Consider the following 19,177-nt stretch of genomic DNA (forward strand, 5'->3'; position numbering starts at 1 on the left):
TGCTGGAGACATGTCCGGACGGGCTCCTGTCATCGTTCATCCGCCGTCGGGCACCGGTGGCCGCCGGGTGACCGCACGCGGGGAGAGCCTGGGAATGGCGTTCTCCGACGAGGATCTGATCGAGTTCCTCGGCCGCGCGGGCCTCCCCGACGCCGAGGATCTGCTGGACGATCCGGCGTGGGTGAAATGGCGCGGCGCGGACGCGCACCACTACGAGGCCGCATAGGGGAAGCGCGAGCGACCGCGCGGGGGGCTCCGCGGTGTGCCGACGGGATGGTTGCAGTACCCAACGGGGGTGAGCGAACCGGCCCGGCACGGTCCGGACGAGAGGCTAGTCGGCACTGACGGGGGTCAGTACGGCGAGCGTCTCATGGGCCCGGCGCAGCGCCAGCTCCAGGGGGAGCGGCGGATGCAGAGCACCGCTCCCGTCCGGCGGGACGATCCACTCGACGGAGCGGGCCGGGCGGCACGGCGGTGGTACGGCCACCCAGGAACCCCGGCTCGCATGGCGGATGCCCGCCCCGACCCAGCGGCCGACCGGATCCGGTGGCACGAAGAAGCCCACCCGGCAGGCCGCCGAGTCCACCAGTGTCGGCCCGGGCGCCCGCAGCGGGTCGTACCACAGGATGTCCAGGGCGAGCAGCCCCAGTTGGCGGGGGACGCTCACCATGTCCCAGTGGCGCCCGGCCTCCAGCAGCACCGTGCCGTCGCCGAGATCCCACTCCCGCCGGCGCGCCGACGGGTCCGGCGTGGCGGCGGCCAGCCACTCCACGCCCCGCATCCACATCGCATTCGTCATGACCCGCTCCAGGGGCGCCTTCCGGCGACCAGGCGTACGACAGAGACCACGCCGGACGGGTACCCGTGGGGGAACACCACCCGGCATATTCATGCTGGTAGACAGTTCTACCCCACGGAAGGGGTGGCGCGACCTGGCGCTTTGCTGCGGAAACGTTCTTCCCGGTGGCGGCGCCCGCGAGCAGCGGGCGCCGCCACCGGGACCGGCGAGCAGCGGGTGAGGGAACGCGATGCCGGGGTCCCGGCGGCTCGGTGGTCGTCCGGGCCGCCGGCGGGCGGACCGCTACGCCTGGCCCCGTGCCGCCATCCGTGCCCTGCGGGCCGCGAGCCGCTCGTCGAACTTGGCGGCCTGTGCGTCGAGACCGCCCATGAACAGCCCCAGTTCCTGCTGTGCCTGGAGGCCCTCGGGGCCGAGACCGTCGATGTCCAGGACCTTGAGGAAGCGAAGCACCGGCTGGAGCACGTCGTCGTGGTGGATGCGCAGGTTGTAGACCTCGCCGATCGCCATCTGCGCGGCGGCGCGCTCGAAGCCGGGGATGCCGTGGCCGGGCATACGGAAGTTCACCACGACGTCCCGCACCGCCTGCATGGTCGGATCGGGCGCGATCTCGAACGCCGCCTTCAGCAGGTTCCGGTAGAAGACCATGTGCAGGTTCTCGTCGGTGGCGATCCGGGACAGCATCCGGTCGCAGACCGGGTCGCCGGACTGGTGGCCGGTGTTGCGGTGCGAGATCCGGGTGGCCAGCTCCTGGAAGGCGACATACGCGACGGAATGCAGCATCGAGTGCCGGTTGTCCGACTCGAAGCCCTCGCTCATGTGCGACATGCGGAACTGTTCCAGCTTGTCGGGGTCGACCGCGCGGGAGGCGAGCAGATAGTCGCGCATCACGATGCCGTGCCGGCCCTCCTCGGCGGTCCAGCGGTGCACCCAGGTGCCCCAGGCGCCGTCGCGGCCGAAGAGGGTGGCGATCTCATGGTGGTAGCTCGGGAGGTTGTCCTCCGTCAGCAGGTTGACCACCAGCGCGATGCGGCCCACCTCGGTGACCTTGGACTGCTCCTTCTCCCAGGCCACGCCGTCCTCGAAGAGACCGGGGAAGTTGCGCCCGTCGGTCCAGGGCACATACTCGTGCGGCATCCAGTCCTTGGCGACCTTCAGATGCCGGTTCAGCTCGGTCTCGACCACTTCCTCCAGGGCGTGCAGCAGCCGGGCGTCGGTCCAGACGGAAGGGCTGCCGAGGTGGGGAGAGGTGATCGTCACGGAAACTCCAGGGGGACGCTGAGCAGATCGGGCCGGCGACGCCGGAACTTACGGGATCGTAAGCTACGAAGGCGTAGGTTACGAATCCGTAGGTTAAGTGCGCTGTAAAGGTTGCTGCTCAGGCGCTGCCCGGCCCGGGGAGACGGGCACGGAGGTCACCCAGGCGGGGGTGCGGGCACCCTTGTGGGCAGGGGTTTTGAGGGAATTTGAGGGAAGAAGGAAGGCGGGTGACGTGTCGTCAGATGCACGACACCCATGGGTGTGGCGAGAGGCACGTCACACCCGCTTCGCACTCCTCGGTTCCCCCGGACGGCCGCGGGCCGGGGCGGCCGTCGCGAACACCGCCCGGACGGCCCGCCGTTCCCGCGCCCCCGGAGCCGTACGGGATCACGCCGCGTCCGGCGCCCCGCGGCGCTGTGCGGGCGCCGGACCTGCCGGCCGGACCGGTGTGCTCAGCGCGCGTCCCGCAGCAGCTCCGCGAGATCGTGGTCCAGGTCCCTCTGCAGATGCTCGAGGCCGACCGGGACCAGCTCCGTGGTCCGCTGCAGAAAACGCCGGATGTCGCTCGAGTGGACATGCACGACGGCGGTGCCCTCCGGGGCGTGGAACTCCAGGACGGTGCGGTCGTAGCCGTAGGGCCGCACCCGGACGTCACCGTGGCCCACCGGCTCCTCCAGGCCGATGGTGAGCAACTCGCGGGCGAAGGTCCAGTAGACCTCCACACCCTCCAGGGTGGCCGGGGCGGGGAAGGTCATGCGCACGGCGAAGGGGTCGCTACGGTCGTAGTGGAGCGTGGCCGGAATGCTCTGCATCCGCGGGGCGGCGGCGACGAGACGGGCCTCCACGGACTGCTCGATGACGATGGACAACGCCTTGCTCCCTTGTGACGGCTGGGCGGACTTCGAACGAATGAGGCACGGCACTGGATGAGACGGCTGAACCAGTCGTTCCGTGCCCATCACCCACGAGTGACCTCGGTCACCGTGTCCGAGCCCGCGAAGCACCGGCCCTTTCCGGAGAAGCGATGCGCATGATCCCGGTGACCCCCGTGAGAACGGGTACTCGACGTCCGACCCGCATGCGGAAGGGAAGTGAGGTCATGCCACGCGGATCAAGTCCCAAACGGGAACGCCAGTACGAGCACATCAAGGAGAGCGCGCGCGAACGCGGAGAGAGCGGCCGGCGCGCCGAGGAGATCGCGGCCCGGACCGTGAACAAGGAGCGCGCCCGCTCCGGCGAGTCCAAGACCGCGAGCCGCACGTCCACCAAGGACATCTCGTCCGGCAGGCGCGGCGGGCTGCGCTCGGGCAAGGGCTCCGGGGGGCCCACGTACGACCAGCTGTACCAGGAGGCGAGGCGGCGGAACATCCACGGCCGTTCGGGCATGGACAAGAGCGCGCTGGAACGCGCCCTGGGCGACAAGTAGCGTCGGACCGCGGGGCCGTACGCTCGGCGTCATCATGACGAGTGTGCGCATCCCCGCGGGCTGGCCCGCGACCGAAGCAGAAGCCCGGGCCGAGCAGGACCGGCTGCGGGGGCGGGTGGTCCTCGACGAGCCCGGGCCGCCGCCCGGAACCGGCCGGGTGACGGGGGTCGATGTGGCCTACGACGACGAGCGCGGCGTGGTCGCGGCGGCGGCCGTGACGCTGGACGCCGCCACGCTCGCCGTGGTCGCCGAGGCCACCGCCGTGGGCGAGGTCGCCTTCCCGTATGTCCCCGGTCTGCTCGCCTTCCGGGAGATCCCCACGGTCCTGGCGGCCCTGGAGGCCCTGGACGGCGAGCCCGGGCTGGTCGTCTGCGACGGCTACGGCCTCGCCCACCCGCGCCGCTTCGGCCTGGCGAGCCATCTCGGGGTGCTCACCGGGCTGCCCACGATCGGGGTGGCCAAGAACCCCTTCGTCTTCAGCTGCACGGAACCGGCGGCCGCGCGCGGCAGCACGGCCCCGCTGCTGGCGGGCGGCGAGGAGGTCGGCCGGGCGCTGCGCACCCAGGCGGGGATCAAACCGGTGTTCGTCTCCGTGGGGCACCGGGTGAGCCTCACCGGTGCCTGCGCCCACACCCTGGCGCTCGCCCCTCGGTACCGCGTTCCCGAGTCGACCCGCCGCGCCGACGCCCTGTGCCGCCGGGCCCTGCGGGAGGCGGTGGCCCGCGCGGACGGTACGGGGCGATCCGGGCCGTGGAGCCGTAGAGCCGTGGAGCCGTAGAGCCGTAGAGCCGTGGAGCCGCCCGGAGCAGCCCGCGCCGTTGTCGGTGGCCGGGGCTAGCGTGAGGGGCGAGTGGCGGAACGAGGAGGCGGTCTGCGGCGGTGCGCGCGGCCGCGGGAACCTGACTGAGCGCTTGCTCGTTCCTCCCTTGCCTGGGCTGCAACACGTTCTTAACATCATCGATGTCGCATCCATGCGCGTCGTGGAGCTGGGGGCTTGATGACAGTGACAAGGACGCCGGGGCACGGCCCCCTCGCGGGCGTGCGCGTCGTCGAGCTGGCGGGCATCGGGCCCGGCCCGTTCGCGGGCATGCTGCTCGCCGACCTCGGCGCGGACGTGGTCCGGGTGGACCGCCCGCAGGACTCGGGGCTCGGCATCGACCCCGCGTACGACCTCACCAACCGCAACAAGCGCTCGGTGATCGTCGATCTGAAGGCGCCGGACGGCCCGGCCCGTGTGCTGGACCTGGCCGGGCGCGCGGACATCCTCATCGAGGGCTACCGCCCCGGCGTGGCCGAACGCCTCGGCGTCGGCCCCGAGCCCTGCCACGCCCGCAACCCCCGGCTCGTCTACGGCCGGATGACCGGCTGGGGCCAGCAGGGCCCGCTCGCCCCCCGCGCCGGACACGACATCGCCTATATCGCGGTCACCGGCACCCTCGGCATGATCGGCGACCCGGACGCACCGCCCGCGATCCCCGCCAACCTCCTGGGCGACTACGCGGGCGGCTCGCTCTATCTGGTCGTGGGTGTCCTCGCCGCCCTCCACCACGCACGGGCCACGGGCACCGGGCAGGTGGTGGACGCGGCGATCGTCGACGGTGCCGCGCATCTGGCCTCGATGATCCACGGCATGCTCGCCGCGGGAGCCTGGCGGGACCGGCGCGGCACCAATCTCCTGGACGGCGGCTGCCCGTTCTACGGCACCTATGAGACGGCCGACGGGCAGTACATGGCCGTGGGCGCCCTTGAACAGCAGTTCTACGAGGAGTTCATGGCACTGCTCGGCCTCGGGCAGCAGGCCTCGGCCCATGGGGACACGGCCCGCTGGGAGGAGCTGAGGGAGGCGGTCGCGGCCCGCTTCAAGACCCGTACGCGTGACGAATGGACGGCGGTCTTCGAGGACTCCGACGCCTGTGTGGCCCCCGTGCTCTCGCTCCGCGAGGCCCCCGCCCACCCCCATCTCGCCGCCCGCGGCACCTTCACCGACCACGGCGGCATCACCCAGCCCTCGCCCGCCCCCCGCTTCTCGGCCACCCCCGCCTCGATCCGCGGGGGCCCGGCACAGCCCGGCGCCGGTACCGAGGACGTGGCACGCGACTGGGACATCCCCCTGCTGCTCCGGGACGGCGGCTGATGGAGTCCGTGTTTCTCCCCCTCGCCCAGCACACCGGTCCTGACAGCGGCCCGGCCGCCGCAGCACCCGCCCCGGGCCGGGACACCGAACGTCACTCCGACGGCCGTATCCGGGCCCTCCCCGGCGGGACCGCCGCGATCATGAAGGAGATCCACGGTCGTTCCCTGCTCGGCTGACCCTCCCCGAAAGGCTTACCAGTGAGCACCGAAGCGTATGTGTACGACGCGATCCGCACTCCGCGCGGACGCGGCAAGGCCAACGGCGCCCTGCACGGCACCAAGCCCATCGATCTGGTGACCGGACTCATCCATGAGGTCCGGCGGCGGTTCCCCGGCCTCGACCCGGCCGCGATCGACGACATCGTGCTCGGCGTGGTGGGCCCGGTCGGCGACCAGGGGTCCGACATCGCCCGGATCGCCGCGATCGCCGCGGGACTGCCCGACACGGTGGCCGGCGTCCAGGAGAACCGCTTCTGCGCCTCCGGTCTCGAGGCCGTCAATCTCGCCGCCGCGAAGATCCGTTCGGGCTGGGAGGACCTGGTCCTCGCCGGCGGCGTCGAGTCGATGTCCCGGGTGCCGATGGCCTCGGACGGCGGCGCCTGGTTCGCGGACCCGATGACCAACATCGCCACCGACTTCGTGCCGCAGGGCATCGGCGCCGACCTCATCGCCACCATCGAGGGATTCTCCCGGCGGGACGTCGACGAGTACGCGGCACTGTCCCAGGAGCGCGCGGCGGCGGCCTGGAAGGAGGGCCGCTTCGAGCGGTCCGTGGTGCCGGTGAAGGACCGCAGCGGGCTTGTCGTCCTCGACCACGACGAACATCTGCGGCCGGGCACGACCGCCGACTCGCTCGCCAAGCTGAAGCCGTCCTTCGCGGACATCGGCGAGCTGGGCGGCTTCGACGCGGTGGCGCTGCAGAAGTACCACTGGGTCGAACAGATCGACCATGTCCACCACGCCGGCAACTCCTCCGGCATCGTGGACGGCGCGGCGCTGGTCGCCATCGGCTCCCGGGAGGTCGGCGAGCGCTACGGGCTGCGGCCCCGCGCCCGGATCGTCTCCGCGGCGGTGTCCGGTTCCGAGCCGACGATCATGCTGACCGGGCCCGCGCCCGCCACCCGCAAGGCACTCGCCAAGGCCGGGATGACCGTCGACGACATCGACCTGATCGAGATCAACGAGGCGTTCGCGGCGGTGGTGCTGCGCTTCGTCAGGGACATGGGGATCTCGCTGGACAAGGTCAACGTCAACGGTGGAGCCATCGCCCTGGGCCACCCGCTGGGAGCGACCGGGGCGATGCTCCTCGGCACGCTGGTGGACGAGCTGGAACGGCAGGACAAGCGGTACGGACTGGCCACGCTGTGCGTGGGCGGCGGCATGGGCATCGCCACCGTCGTCGAGCGCGTCTGACCTTCCCGACGGATCAACGGAGCACCCCTGATGACACCTGAGTCCACCACCATCCGCTGGGAGCAGGACGACACCGGCATCGTCACCCTCGTCCTGGACGACCCCCACCAGTCCGCCAACACCATGAACCAGGCGTTCAAGGAGTCGATCGCGGCGGTCGCCGAACGCGCCGAGGCCGAGAAGGACTCCATTCGCGGCATCATCTACACCTCCGCCAAGAAGACCTTCTTCGCGGGCGGCGACCTCAAGGACATGCTGAAGGCCGGTCCCGAGGACGCCCAGCAGGCCTTCGACACCGGTGTGGCCATCAAGAACTCCCTGCGCCGCATCGAGACCCTGGGCAAGCCCGTCGTCGCCGCGATCAACGGGGCGGCCCTGGGCGGCGGCTACGAGATCGCCCTGGCCTCCCACCACCGCATCGCCCTGGACGCCCCCGGCTCCAAGATCGGCCTGCCCGAGGTCACCCTCGGACTGCTCCCGGCCGGCGGCGGTGTCACCCGCACGGTGCGCCTGATGGGCATCGCCGACGCCCTGTTGAAGGTGCTGCTCCAGGGCACCCAGTACGCGCCCCGGCGGGCCCTGGAGAACGGTCTCGTCCACGAGGTCGTCGCCACCCGCGAGGAGATGCTGGCCAGGGCGCGCGCCTTCATCGAGGCCAACCCCGAGTCCCGGCAGCCCTGGGACATGCCCGGCTACAAGATCCCGGGCGGCACCCCGTCCCACCCGAAGTTCGCCGCCAATCTGCCCGCCTTCCCGGCCAGTCTCAGAAAGCAGCTGGGCGGGGCGCCCTACCCGGCCCCGCGCAACATCCTGGCGGCGGCCGTCGAGGGCTCCCAGGTCGACTTCGAGACCGCCCTGACCATCGAGGCCCGCTATTTCACCGAGCTGGTCACCGGGCAGACCGCGAAGAACATGATCCAGGCGTTCTTCTTCGACCTCCAGGCCGTCAACTCCGGCGCCAACCGCCCCCGGGGCATCGAGCCCCGCCAGGTCCGCAGGGTCGCCGTCCTCGGCGCCGGGATGATGGGCGCGGGCATCGCCTACGCCTGCGCCCGCGCGGGCATCGAGGTCGTCCTCAAGGACGTCTCCGCCGAAGCCGCCGCCGGGGGCAAGGGCTACTCCGAGAAGCTGTGCGCCAAGGCCGTCGCCAAGGGCCGTACCACCCAGGAGAAGGCCGACGCGCTGCTCGCCCGCATCACCCCCACCGCCGAGGCCGCCGATCTCGCGGGCTGCGACGCCGTCATCGAGGCGGTGTTCGAGGACCCGGCGCTCAAGCACAAGGTGTTCCAGGAGATCGAGTCCGTCGTCGAGCCCGACGCCCTGCTGTGCTCCAACACCTCGACCCTGCCGATCACCGTGCTCGCCGAAGGCGTCGAACGGCAGTCCGACTTCATCGGTCTGCACTTCTTCTCACCGGTCGACAGGATGCCGCTCGTCGAGATCGTCAAGGGGGAGCGGACCGGTGAGGAGGCACTGGCCCGCGCCTTCGACCTGGTCCGGCAGATCAACAAGACGCCCATCGTCGTCAACGACTCCCGAGGCTTCTTCACCTCCCGGGTCATCGGCCGGTTCATCAACGAGGGCGTGGCGATGGTCGGCGAGGGCATCGAGCCCGCGTCCGTCGAGCAGGCGGCGGCGCAGGCGGGCTATCCCGCCAAGGTGCTCTCCCTGATGGACGAGCTCACGCTCACCCTGCCGCGCAGGATCCGGGCCGAGTCCAGGCAGGCCGTCGAGGAGGCGGGCGGCACCTGGACGGCACACCCGGCCGACGCCGTCATCGACCGTATGGTCGACGAGTTCGGCCGCACCGGGCGCAGCGGCGGCGCCGGCTTCTACGAGTACGGGGAGGACGGGAGGCGCGGACGGCTGTGGCCGGGCCTGCGCGAGCATTTCACCCGGCCGGGCCACCGGATCCCCTTCGAGGACATGCAGGAACGCATGCTGTTCTCCGAGGCGCTGGACACCGTCCGACTGCTGGAGGAGGGCGTGCTGACGTCCGTGGCCGACGCCAACATCGGCTCGCTCTTCGGCATCGGCTTCCCCGGCTGGACCGGCGGCGTCCTCCAGTACATCAACGGCTACCAGGGCGGGCTGCCCGGCTTCGTGACACGCGCCCGGGAGCTCGCCGAGCGGTACGGCGAGCGGTTCACGCCGCCCGCGCTGCTGGTGGAGAAGGCGGAGAAGGGCGAGCGGTTCACCGACGCGCGCTGACCCGCGGCGCGGTGTGCGGGACGGGGACCCGGAGCCGGTGCGCACCGGGACCCCGCCCCCGCACGGCCCCCACGCGTTCCCGGAACCGTGCCGCTAAGGTGCAGGTCGACAGGCACCGGGTGCCGCAGGGGAGGGGCAGAAGTGGGTCAGGGAACCGATGTGCTCGTGCTGGGCGGCGCGGGCGTGGACACCGTCGTGCAGGTGCCGTCGCTGCCGCTGCCGTACGCCGACAGCTACATGATCGAGCACGGGATCGAGACCCGGGCCGGGCAGACCGGCGACTTCGTGGCGCTCGGCCTGCACGCCCTGGGGCTGCGTACCCATCACCTCGACCTGCTCGGCGACGACCCCGAGGGCGATCTGGTCCGCGCACTGCACCGCGACCGGGGCATCGCGCTGACGGTGGTGCCGGGACCCGCCGGCACCAAGCGCGCCGTCAACCTGGTCGGCCCGGACGGGCGGCGGCTCTCCCTGTACGACGTCAGCCGCTCACGCCCCGAGGACCGTTTCCCCGAGTCGACGGTCCGGGAGCTGGCGCGGGGCAGCCGCCATGTTCATGTGGCCATCACCCACCCCTGCGCCCCGGCCCTGCCCGTGCTGCGCGAGACCGGGGTCCCCCTCTCCACCGACCTGCACGACTGGGACGGCGAGAACCCGTACCACGAGCCGTTCGCCCTCGCGGCGGACGTCGTCTTCCTCTCCACGGCGTCCCTGGCCGACCCCGAGCGGACCATGCGGGACATCGCCCGCCGGGGCAGGGCCCAGGTGGTCGTCGCCACGGCCGGGGCCGAGGGGGCCCACCTCCTGGCCGACGACGAGCTGATCCGGGTCCCGGCCGTCACCCCGCCCGCGCCGGTGGTGGACTCCAACGGAGCGGGCGACGCCTTCGCCGCCGGTTTTCTCTTCGGGCGCCTCAGCGGTGAGCCGCTCCGGCGCTGTGCGCTGTACGGGGCGGTGGCCGGCGCCCATGCGTGCACGGTGCCGGCCACGAGGACGGCGCCGTTGGGCAGGGACGCACTGCTGGCCCGGGTGGCCGAGCCGGAGCCGGTCATCCGGTGACCCGCTGACGGGGTGGGGCGGCACGGCGTCCGTCACCGTGCCGCCCCCGCAGCCGTGGTCAGTGCCCGTGCGCGTGTCCGTGCACGTCGTTGGTCGCCTCGATCTTCTTCCAGGACTTCGGCCGGACCGGTGCGGCCTCCGCCCTCGTCAGGGTCGCGGTCCGTGCCGAGGGCGCGGCCGGCTTCGACGGCTGGAACAGCCAGGTGTCGAAGAGCGCCGCCAGCCGCTTGCCCGACACCTTCTCCGCGTACGCTCGGAAGTCGGCGACCGAGGCGTTGCCGTAGGCGTGCTGCTGCGGCCAGCCCTTGAGGACGGCGAAGAAGGCGCGGTCGCCGATCTCGTTGCGCAGGGCCTGGACGGCGAGCGCGCCCCGGTCGTACACCGCGGTGTCGAACTGGTTGTCGGGGCCCGGATCGCCGGGCTTCACGGTCCAGAAGGGGTCGTCGGCCGGGTGCGAGGCATACACATAGTCCGCCAGTTGCTGTGTGGTGCCCTCGCCCTCGTGCTCCGACCACAGCCACTGCGCGTACCGCGCGAAGCCCTCGTTGATCCAGATGTCCTTCCAGCCCTTCAACGACACGCTGTCGCCGTACCACTGGTGTGCCAGCTCATGCACGACGACGGAGGTGTTGGAGCCGTTCGCGAACTGCCGGGGGCTGTAGTACACCCGGGTCTGGGTCTCCAGGGCGTACCCGGTGGTCGTGTTCGGGACATACCCGCCAACCGAGCTGAAGGGGTAGGGGCCGAAGTAGCCGGTCAGCCAGTCGGCGATCTCCCCGGTGCGCTCCACACTGGCCCGGGCGGCCCCCGCTTCGTCCCCCAGGTCCTTGCTGTAGGCGTTGACGACCGGGATGCCGTTCGCACTCTTCCCGGTGGTGATGTCGAACTTCCCGATGGCGAGCGTGGAGAGATAGGTCGCCTGCGGCTTGTTGGAACGCCAGTTCCAGCGGGTCCAGCCGAGCTGGGACGTCGTCGACTGCAATGTGCCGTTGGAGATCACCTGGGTGCCGTCCGGGACGGCCACCGACACATCGTAGGTGGCCTTGTCCAGCGGATGGTCGTTACTCGGGAACCACCACCACGCCGACTCGGGCTCGTCCGCGGCGATCGCGCCGTCCGGGGTGCGGTGCCAGGTGTTGAAACCGTACGCGCTCTTGGTGGACGGCACCCCGCTGTAGCGCACCACCACGGTGATCGAGGTGCCCTTCGGCAGCGGGGCGGCCGGGGTGATCTCCAGTTCGTGCGGGGCGGAGGCGCTGAACGCCGCCTTCGCGCCGTTCACCCGCACCTCGCTGACGTCCAGCAGGAAGTCCAGGTCGAAGCGCGACAGATCCTGGGTGGTGGTGGCGAGGAGGGTCGCCGTCCCCTCCAGTTCGTCGGTCCTCGGCTGGTACGTCAGCCGCAGATCGTAGTGGGAGACGTCGTATCCGCCGTTGCCGTAGTACGGGTAGTAGGGGTCGCCGATACCCGGAGCGCCGGGCAGATAGGAGGCTGCCGATGCCGGGATCGCCAGCAACAGGGAGGCCGCCGCGAGTGCGCCCGGTGCGATGAGTCTGCGGTGCACAAGAGCTCCAAGTCATAGGGGCACGAGGTCTGTTCGGAGCCTATTCAGCCCTCCGGCCCCAGGGGTGTCCATGGCGCCTGTGGTCACATGATTGCCATCCGGCCGTCATGAACGCCCCCGTCTCCCACGGAACGTCCCCGGGGTGACGGCCCCTCAGAGGTCCGGCTGCGCCAGTTCCGCCGCCTCGCGGGCGCATCCCCAGGCCACCGTGACGCCCGCGCCCCCGTGCCCGTAGTGGTGCACCACCGTCCCGCCGCCGGTCGGCGCCTCGCGCTCCAGCCGGACCGACGGCCGGGCCGGCCGCAGCCCCACCCGGTGTTCGAGGACCCGCGCCCCCGCTATCTCCGGACGCAGCGCCGCACAGCGTGCCACGATCGCCTCGGCCGTGCGGGGATCGGGTGTCAGCGACCAGTCGTCCTCCTGCGCGGTGCCGCCCAGGATCAGTCCGCCCGGCTGCGGGAAGAAGTAGGTGCTCTCCTCGGACGAGTGCGCCACCGACGTCAGCCAGGTGGTGACGCCCGGGTTCTCCACCACGACGAGCTGTCCCCGCACCGGGTGCACCAGCGGGTCCGGGACCAGCTCACGGGCGCCCAGGCCGGTGCAGTTGACCACGACGGGCGCCTCGGCGCCCGGCTCCGCCAGATCCACCACGGTGCGCTCCTCGACCCGCCCGCCGGCCCGCAGCAGCCGCTCGCGCAGCCAGGGCAGATGAACCGACATGTCGATCAGGGGCAGCCGCGCCCACAGCCCGGACCCGGAGTACTCGGCGCGCGTCGAGGCCCGAAGTCCCCCGACCCCGGCGGCCCATGACCCCAGCTCCTCCAGGCTCGCCTCGCCGTGCACACCCTCGACCAGGCGTACCCCCGTCTCCTCGGGCCGCTCCGCCAGTTCCTCGTACACCAGGAGCGACTCCAGGGCCCACGCGCCCACCAGGGCTTCGGGTTCGATCCGGTACGGCCACCACAGCGCGCCGGCCACCGCGGAGGTGGTCCGCTCGACGGGCTCCCGTGTCCAGACGCGCACCTTCCGGCCGCGTTCCGCCAGGACGATCGCCGTCGTCAGCCCGATGACGCCGCCGCCCACCACGATCACATCAGCGTTCTGCTCCGTGTCCACGAGGGGACGCTAGCGGAAGGTCTTCCGCTGCGCTCGGGCCCCTTCCGGCGCGGGGACGGCACGGTGGCTCGCGGCCGGCGTGCCCCGCCGGCCGCGAGCCCCGGCCCTCTCGGCCCCCTCGGCGCCCGGGCTCGTTAGGATCGGCGGTCTGATGACTGCCACTCTCGTCGCCAAGGACCTCACCGCCGGGCACGGCGACCGCTCGCTCTTCTCCGGGCTCGACCTCGTCGTCGCGCCCGGGGACGTGATCGGGCTGGTCGGTGCCAACGGGGCCGGGAAGTCCACCCTGCTGCGCATGCTCGCCGGACTGCTCACCCCGGAAGGGGGCGAGATGCTGCTGACCCCGCCCACCGCGACCGTCGGCCATCTGCCCCAGGAGCCGGAGCGGCGGCCGGGCGAGACGGTGCGGGAGTTCCTGGCCCGCCGCACCGGTGTGGCCGAGGCCCAGCGACTGATGGACGAGGCCACCGAGGGCCTGGTCGAGGGGCGGCCGGGCGCCGACGACGCGTACGCCGTGAGCCTGGAGCGCTGGCTCGGCCTCGGCGGCGCCGACCTCGACGAGCGAGCCGAGGAAGCCGCCGGCTCACTCGGCCTGGGCGTCGGCCTCGACCAGCCGATGACCTCCCTGTCCGGCGGCCAGGCGGCCCGTGCCGGCCTCGCCTCGCTGCTGCTCTCCCGCTATGACGTCTTCCTGCTGGACGAGCCGACGAACGACCTGGACCTGGACGGCCTGGAACGGCTGGAACAGTTCGTCGGCGGGCTGCGGGCCGGCACCGTGGTCGTCAGCCATGACCGCGAGTTCCTCACCCGCACGGTCACCAAGGTCCTCGAACTCGACCTCGCCCAGGGCCGGATCAATCTCTACGGCGGCGGATACGAGGCCTATCTGGAGGAGCGCGAGAGGGACCGGCGGCACGCCCGGGAGGACTACGAGGAGTACGCCGACAAGAAGTCCGCCCTCCAGGACCGGGCCCGGACGCAGCGCGCCTGGATGGACAAGGGCGTCAAGAACGCCCGGCGCAAGGCGGGCAACGACAACGACAAGATCGGCCGCAAGTTCCGCAGCGACTCAAGCGAGAAGCAGGCCGCCAAGGCCCGGCAGACCCAGCGCATGATCGAGCGCCTCGAGGAGGTCGAGGAGCCCCGCAAGGAGTGGGAACTGCGCATGGAGATCGCGGCGGCCCCGCGTTCGGGCGCGGTCGTCGCCACCCTGCGGGACGCGGAGGTACGGCGCGGCGACTTCACCTTCGGCCCGGTGTCCCTGCAACTGGACTGGGCCGACCGGGTGGCGGTGACCGGCGCCAACGGCGCGGGCAAGTCGACGCTGCTCGGTGCGCTGTTGGGCCGGGTTCCCCTGGACGCGGGCCATGCCGCGCTCGGCTCGGGCGTCCTGGTCGGCGAGGTCGACCAGGCCCGCGGACTCTTCCACGGCGCGGGGCCCCTGCTGGACGCGTTCCGCGCCGCGGTCCCGGACCTGGAACCGGTCGATGTCCGCACCCTGCTCGCCAAGTTCGGCCTGAAGTCGGACCATGTCCTGCGCCCGGCGGCGAGCCTCTCCCCGGGCGAGCGCACCAGGGCCGCCCTGGCGCTGCTCCAGGGCCGGGGCGTCAACCTCCTGGTCCTCGACGAGCCGACCAACCACCTCGACCTCCCGGCCATCGAGCAGCTGGAATCGGCCCTGGACACCTACCAGGGCACGCTGCTGCTGGTCACCCATGACCGCCGGATGCTGGACGCGGTACGGGTGACCCGTCGCCTGGAGGTGGCGGACGGCAAGGTGACGGAACGCTAGTGCTGTGAGACCTATCCGTGCTCCGGACCCGGCCGGGCTGGGTCGTCCGCGGTCTTGCCGGGTTTGGTGTGGAGGACTTCACGGGCCTGTTCGGCGGCGCGGGTGATGCTCTCGCTGATGAAGTCGAGGAAGCGGGCGATGTTCTCCAGGCGCGCGGCGGCGGGCGTGTGGGGGCCGAGGACGGAGACGCCCTGGCGCGCGGTTTCGACGAGTCGGTCGTTGGACCGGGCGCTGGCGATCGTCGCCTGGTAGAAGAGTTCGTCGTCGACGATATAGCGGTCGCGGCGGCGTTCGTCGCGTTCCCGGCGGACGAGGCTCTGGCTCTCCAGGAAGGCGATCGCCTTGGAGACGGACGCCGGGCTGACCTGGAGGCGCCGGGCGAGCTGGGATGCGGTGAGGCTGCCCGCGTCGGTGGTGAACAGGCAGGTCAGCACCCGGGCCGTCATCTTGGTCAGGCCCGAGGCCATGAGGACGGTGGTGAACGTCTCCTCGTACTCGGCCACGGCCTCGGCATCGCGTCCGTGCGGCTGAGGGACCGACTCCGCCCCCTGGGGGGAGGCGGGCCTGCGCCGGTGGGCGCGGCGTTCGGTGGCGCGGTGGGCCAGGTCGGCGCGATAGGCGGTGGGACCGCCGTTGCGCATCACCTCTCGGGTGATCGTCGAGGTCGGGCGGTCGAGGCGTCGGGCGATCTCGGCATAGGGCAGGTCGTCGGCCAGCCCCAGCGCGATCTGCCGGCGTTCCTGCTGGGTGAGCCTGCCTCCCGGCATCGCGTCTCCTCGGTGGTTCTTCGTTGCGGTCCTGAATCTCCCCCACCGTAGCGTTCACTTCTCACCCATTGCAATGAGTCGAGCCCTGGTCGTTGCGTTATTGTCAAGTTCATTGCAACAGTATCTTGCTATTTAGCTGCACAAACGCTGAGCGTACGCAACAAGTGCGTTGCCGAATGCGGAAAGGCAACGTAGCGTTTCCGATATCAGAAACAAGGAGCAAGCAAGGGAGAGCACGATGCAGAAGTTCGACACCCCCGCCCCGATCGCCGCCGTCCTGGACATCCCCGCCGGGCGCGTCCAGTTCATCGCCGCCGACCGCGCCGACACCACGGTCGAGGTGCTGCCCGCCGACCCCTCCAAGAGCCGCGACACCAAGGCCGCCGAGCAGACCACCGTCGCCTACGCCGACGGTGTCCTGCGGATCACGGCCTCGGCCCCCGGCAGCCGGTCCTTCGGGCCCTCCGGATCCCTGGAGGTCACCGTCCAGCTGCCCGCCGGCTCCCGTATCGAGGCCAGGTCCGCCGCCACCGAGCTGCGCGGCGTCGGACGCCTCGGGGACGTCGCCTTCGAAGGCGCGTACCGCCAGATCAAGATCGACGAGGCGGCGAGCGTCCGCCTCACCGCGGTCGACGGCGACGTCGAGGTCGGCCGGCTGAGCGGCCCCGCGGACATCAGCACCGCACGGGGCGACATCCGGATCACCGAGGCCGTGCGCGGCAGCGTCGTACTCCGCACCCAGTCCGGCGACATCGCGGTCGCGGCCGCCGCCGGGGTCTCAGCCACCCTGGACGCGGGCACCGACCACGGCCGCGTCAGCAACGCCCTCAAGAACGACGGCACCCCTGCACTCGACATCCGCGCCACCACCTCCCAGGGCGACATCACCGCGCGCAGCCTGTGACGGAGCGGCACCGGGACCGTCCGGAGGGCGCCGACGACACGACCCCGGGTCCTCACCGGTCACGGTGAGGACCCGGGGTCGGGTGGGTGTCTCAGCGGCGGCCGTTCTTCGGGTCGAGGAGACCCGCGCGGCGCAGTGCGTCGGCCATCGCGCTGTTGGCCGGCGGGGGCGCCTGCCGGGAGGAGCCCCCCTGGCGGGCCCCGCGCTGCTGCGGGGGACGCCCGCCGCGCTGCTGGCGCCCGGCGCCGCCGCCCTGCCGGCTCCCGCCGCCGTTCTGCTGCGGGGCGGCGGCCTCGTCGTCCAGACGCAGCGTCAGCGAGATCCGCTTGCGCGGAATGTCGACGTCCAGCACCTTCACCTTGACGATGTCGCCCGGCTTCACCACGTCCCGCGGGTCCTTGACGAACGTCTTCGACATCGCCGAGACATGGACCAGCCCGTCCTGGTGGACACCGACGTCGACAAAGGCGCCGAACGCGGCGACATTGGTGACGACACCCTCCAGGACCATCCCGGACGACAGGTCCGAGAGCTTCTCGACGCCGTCCTTGAAGGTGGCCGTCCTGAACGCGGGCCGCGGATCGCGCCCCGGCTTCTCCAGCTCCTTGAGGATGTCGGTCACGGTCGGCAGGCCGAAGGTGTCGTCCACGAAGTCGGACGCCTTCAGCGAGCGCAGCATCGAGGTGTTGCCGATCAGCGAGGCCACCTCCTGGCCCGCCGTCTTCACCATCCGCCGCACCACCGGGTACGCCTCGGGGTGCACGCTGGAGGCGTCCAGCGGATCGTCGCCCTCCCGGATCCGCAGAAAGCCCGCACACTGCTCGTACGCCTTGGGGCCGAGCCGCGACACCTTCTTCAGCTGCGCGCGCGAGGTGAACCGGCCGTTGGCGTCACGGTGCGCCACGATGTTCTCCGCGAGCCCGGAGGAGATGCCGGAGACCCGGGCGAGCAGCGGGGCCGAGGCGGTGTTGACGTCCACGCCCACGCCGTTCACACAGTCCTCGACCACGGCGTCCAGCGAACGCGACAGCTTCACCTCGGACAGGTCGTGCTGGTACTGGCCGACCCCGATGGACTTGGGGTCGATCTTCACCAGCTCGGCCAGCGGGTCCTGGAGCCGGCGGGCGATGGAGACCGCGCCGCGCAGCGACACATCCATGTCCGGCAGCTCCTGCGAGGCGAACGCCGACGCCGAGTACACCGACGCGCCCGCCTCCGACACCATCACCTTGGTGAGCTTCAGCTCCGGGTGCTTGGCGATCAGCTCGGTGGCCAGCTTGTCGGTCTCACGGGAGGCCGTGCCGTTGCCGATCGCGATCAGCTCGACCGCGTGCTCCTCGGAGAGACGGGCCAGCTTGGCGATCGCCTGGTCCCACTTGTTGGCCGGTACATGCGGGTAGATGACATCCGTCGCGACCACCTTGCCCGTCGCGTCCACCACGGCCACCTTCACGCCCGTACGGAACCCGGGGTCCAGGCCCAGCGTCGCACGGGTGCCGGCCGGGGCGGCGAGCAGCAGATCGCGCAGGTTCGCCGCGAAGACCGTCACCGCCTCGTCCTCGGCGGAGGTGCGCAGCCTGAGGCGCAGATCGATGCCGAGATGCACCAGGAGGCGGGTGCGCCAGGCCCAGCGGACCGTGTCGGTCAGCCACTTGTCGGCGGGGCGGCCGCGGTCGGCGATCCCGAACCGGTGCGCCACCGTGGTCTCGTACGAGGACGGGCCGTCCGTCGGCTCCTCGGGCTCCAGGGTGAGGTCGAGGACCTCCTCCTTCTCACCGCGCAGCATCGCGAGGACACGGTGCGAGGGCAGCTCGGTGAAGGGCTCGGCGAAGTCGAAGTAGTCGGCGAACTTGGCGCCCGCCTCCTCCTTGCCCTCACGCACCTTGGAGACCAGGCGCCCGCGCGCCCACATCCGCTCGCGGAGCTCTCCGATCAGGTCGGCGTCCTCGGAGAACCGCTCGGTGAGGATGGCCCGCGCGCCCTCCAGCGCGGACGGGGCGTCGGGCACCCCCTTGTCGGCGTCGACGAAGGCGGCGGCCACCGCGTGCGGCTCCACCGTCGGATCGCCGAGCAGGCCCTCCGCCAGGGGCTCGAGACCGGCCTCGCGCGCGATCTGTGCCTTGGTGCGGCGCTTGGGCTTGAACGGCAGGTAGATGTCCTCCAGCCGGGCCTTGGTCTCGGCGCCCCGGATCCGCGCCTCCAGCTCCTCGGTGAGCTTGCCCTGCTCGCGCACCGACTCCAGGATCGCCGTGCGCCGCTCCTCCAGCTCCCGCAGATAGCGCAGCCGTTCCTCGATCGTGCGCAGCTGCGCGTCGTCGAGCATCTCGGTCGCTTCCTTGCGGTAGCGGGCGATGAAGGGCACCGTCGAACCGCCGTCGAGCAGCTCGACGGCGGCCTGCACCTGCCGCTCCCGTACGCCGAGCTCCTCGGCGATCCTGCCTTCGATGGACCCTACGAGGGGTGTCGTCACGATCCCGTACCGCCTTCTCCACTCAGGTTGCGCGGCAATTGTGGCAGGTCGCACCGACAACAGGGGCCCAGGGCGGGACACGGACCGCCCACGGGTCGCACGGGGCGGCCCCATATCCCCCGGCCACCCCGCCCACCGGCCCCGCACCGTCCCCCGCCCCTCGCGGGCACCGCCCCACGCCCCTTCAGCCTCCGGGCGTGTCCACCGGGCACACGGGCGCACCGGGATCCACCGCGACCCCACGAGGGCGTCGGAAAACGGCGTGA

At 71.7% G+C, this 19,177-nt stretch carries 17 protein-coding genes; 10 read left to right on the top strand and 7 right to left on the bottom strand.

Features of this window, described 5'->3' with window-relative positions:
• The first annotated feature begins 10 nt into the window (after window positions 1-10).
• Complete coding sequence (locus CP978_RS28825; RefSeq protein WP_043445607.1) at window positions 11-226, top strand: hypothetical protein; 216 nt, start codon at window positions 11-13, stop codon at window positions 224-226.
• A 105-nt stretch (window positions 227-331) separates the two neighbouring features.
• Here the strand turns inward: CP978_RS28825 and CP978_RS28830 are convergent, their stop codons facing one another.
• The 3 genes from CP978_RS28830 to ssgD all read right to left on the bottom strand — a co-directional run bounded on the left by CP978_RS28830 (window position 332) and on the right by ssgD (window position 2,925).
• Window positions 332-799, bottom strand: coding sequence for a hypothetical protein (locus CP978_RS28830; protein WP_043445610.1), 468 nt, complete (start codon window positions 797-799; stop codon window positions 332-334).
• Between the two features lie 282 nt (window positions 800-1,081).
• Window positions 1,082-2,056, bottom strand: a complete 975-nt coding sequence (locus CP978_RS28835) for an acyl-ACP desaturase (RefSeq protein WP_043445613.1) — start codon at window positions 2,054-2,056, stop codon at window positions 1,082-1,084.
• Between the two features lie 452 nt (window positions 2,057-2,508).
• Window positions 2,509-2,925, bottom strand: a complete 417-nt coding sequence (gene ssgD, locus CP978_RS28840; protein ID WP_043445616.1) for a spore wall synthesis regulator SsgD — start codon at window positions 2,923-2,925, stop codon at window positions 2,509-2,511.
• 230 nt (window positions 2,926-3,155) lie between these two features.
• On the opposite strand from ssgD, the gene CP978_RS28845 reads away from it, so the two are divergent.
• The 7 genes from CP978_RS28845 to CP978_RS28870 all read left to right on the top strand — a co-directional run bounded on the left by CP978_RS28845 (window position 3,156) and on the right by CP978_RS28870 (window position 10,298).
• On the top strand, window positions 3,156-3,482 hold the full coding sequence (locus CP978_RS28845) for a hypothetical protein (protein ID WP_043445619.1): 327 nt from the start codon (window positions 3,156-3,158) through the stop codon (window positions 3,480-3,482).
• 34 nt (window positions 3,483-3,516) lie between these two features.
• Entirely contained in the window at window positions 3,517-4,260 is a 744-nt protein-coding gene (locus tag CP978_RS28850; protein ID WP_052454346.1) for an endonuclease V, read from the top strand.
• A 219-nt stretch (window positions 4,261-4,479) separates the two neighbouring features.
• A complete protein-coding gene (locus CP978_RS28855) occupies window positions 4,480-5,616 on the top strand; it encodes a CaiB/BaiF CoA transferase family protein (protein WP_043445624.1) in 1,137 nt (378 codons plus the stop codon).
• Window positions 5,616-5,792: a hypothetical protein gene (locus tag CP978_RS35045; protein WP_158508361.1), complete on the top strand. Its 177-nt coding sequence runs from the start codon at window positions 5,616-5,618 to the stop codon at window positions 5,790-5,792. The genes CP978_RS28855 and CP978_RS35045 overlap by 1 nt, the downstream gene beginning before the upstream one ends.
• A 21-nt stretch (window positions 5,793-5,813) precedes the next feature.
• Complete coding sequence (locus tag CP978_RS28860; protein ID WP_043445627.1) at window positions 5,814-7,028, top strand: acetyl-CoA C-acetyltransferase; 1,215 nt, start codon at window positions 5,814-5,816, stop codon at window positions 7,026-7,028.
• A 30-nt stretch (window positions 7,029-7,058) separates the two neighbouring features.
• Window positions 7,059-9,239, top strand: a complete 2,181-nt coding sequence (locus CP978_RS28865; protein WP_043445630.1) for a 3-hydroxyacyl-CoA dehydrogenase NAD-binding domain-containing protein — start codon at window positions 7,059-7,061, stop codon at window positions 9,237-9,239.
• A 141-nt stretch (window positions 9,240-9,380) separates the two neighbouring features.
• Complete coding sequence (locus CP978_RS28870; RefSeq protein WP_043445632.1) at window positions 9,381-10,298, top strand: adenosine kinase; 918 nt, start codon at window positions 9,381-9,383, stop codon at window positions 10,296-10,298.
• Window positions 10,299-10,356: 58 nt separating this feature from the next.
• On the opposite strand, the gene CP978_RS28875 is transcribed toward CP978_RS28870, so the two are convergent.
• Both CP978_RS28875 and CP978_RS28880 read right to left on the bottom strand, forming a co-directional pair.
• The gene (locus CP978_RS28875) at window positions 10,357-11,862 is read right to left on the bottom strand and encodes a M1 family metallopeptidase (RefSeq protein WP_043445634.1); all 1,506 of its coding nucleotides are present in this window, start codon (window positions 11,860-11,862) and stop codon (window positions 10,357-10,359) included.
• 153 nt (window positions 11,863-12,015) lie between these two features.
• Window positions 12,016-12,978: an FAD-dependent oxidoreductase gene (locus tag CP978_RS28880; RefSeq protein WP_043445636.1), complete on the bottom strand. Its 963-nt coding sequence runs from the start codon at window positions 12,976-12,978 to the stop codon at window positions 12,016-12,018.
• Window positions 12,979-13,129: 151 nt separating this feature from the next.
• On the opposite strand from CP978_RS28880, the gene CP978_RS28885 reads away from it, so the two are divergent.
• The gene (locus CP978_RS28885; protein ID WP_043445637.1) at window positions 13,130-14,770 is read left to right on the top strand and encodes an ABC-F family ATP-binding cassette domain-containing protein; all 1,641 of its coding nucleotides are present in this window, start codon (window positions 13,130-13,132) and stop codon (window positions 14,768-14,770) included.
• 11 nt (window positions 14,771-14,781) lie between these two features.
• Here the strand turns inward: CP978_RS28885 and CP978_RS36450 are convergent, their stop codons facing one another.
• Entirely contained in the window at window positions 14,782-15,537 is a 756-nt protein-coding gene (locus CP978_RS36450; RefSeq protein ID WP_043445640.1) for a helix-turn-helix domain-containing protein, read from the bottom strand.
• 238 nt (window positions 15,538-15,775) lie between these two features.
• Between CP978_RS36450 and CP978_RS28895 the strand changes: the two genes are divergently transcribed.
• Window positions 15,776-16,441 (top strand): DUF4097 family beta strand repeat-containing protein, encoded by a 666-nt coding sequence (locus tag CP978_RS28895; RefSeq protein ID WP_043445642.1) that lies wholly within the window; start codon window positions 15,776-15,778, stop codon window positions 16,439-16,441.
• A gap of 91 nt (window positions 16,442-16,532) precedes the next feature.
• Here CP978_RS28895 and CP978_RS28900 read toward each other — a convergent pair whose 3' ends face one another.
• Entirely contained in the window at window positions 16,533-18,911 is a 2,379-nt protein-coding gene (locus tag CP978_RS28900) for a Tex family protein (protein ID WP_150478332.1), read from the bottom strand.
• Window positions 18,912-19,177: the final 266 nt, after the last annotated feature.

The organism is Streptomyces nodosus (assembly GCF_008704995.1).
Classification (GTDB): domain Bacteria; phylum Actinomycetota; class Actinomycetes; order Streptomycetales; family Streptomycetaceae; genus Streptomyces; species Streptomyces nodosus.

Bases quoted from the DNA above. Each gene is read 5' to 3' on its own strand.
- CP978_RS28825 (WP_043445607.1), top strand. From the start codon at position 11: ATGTCCGGACGGGCTCCTGTCATCGTTCATCCGCCGTCGGGCACCGGT.
- CP978_RS28830 (WP_043445610.1), bottom strand. From the start codon at position 799: ATGACGAATGCGATGTGGATGCGGGGCGTGGAGTGGCTGGCCGCCGCC.
- CP978_RS28845 (WP_043445619.1), top strand. From the start codon at position 3,156: ATGCCACGCGGATCAAGTCCCAAACGGGAACGCCAGTACGAGCACATC.
- CP978_RS28850 (WP_052454346.1), top strand. From the start codon at position 3,517: ATGACGAGTGTGCGCATCCCCGCGGGCTGGCCCGCGACCGAAGCAGAA.
- CP978_RS28855 (WP_043445624.1), top strand. From the start codon at position 4,480: ATGACAGTGACAAGGACGCCGGGGCACGGCCCCCTCGCGGGCGTGCGC.
- CP978_RS35045 (WP_158508361.1), top strand. From the start codon at position 5,616: ATGGAGTCCGTGTTTCTCCCCCTCGCCCAGCACACCGGTCCTGACAGC.
- CP978_RS28865 (WP_043445630.1), top strand. From the start codon at position 7,059: ATGACACCTGAGTCCACCACCATCCGCTGGGAGCAGGACGACACCGGC.
- CP978_RS28885 (WP_043445637.1), top strand. From the start codon at position 13,130: ATGACTGCCACTCTCGTCGCCAAGGACCTCACCGCCGGGCACGGCGAC.
- CP978_RS36450 (WP_043445640.1), bottom strand. From the start codon at position 15,537: ATGCCGGGAGGCAGGCTCACCCAGCAGGAACGCCGGCAGATCGCGCTG.
- CP978_RS28895 (WP_043445642.1), top strand. From the start codon at position 15,776: ATGCAGAAGTTCGACACCCCCGCCCCGATCGCCGCCGTCCTGGACATC.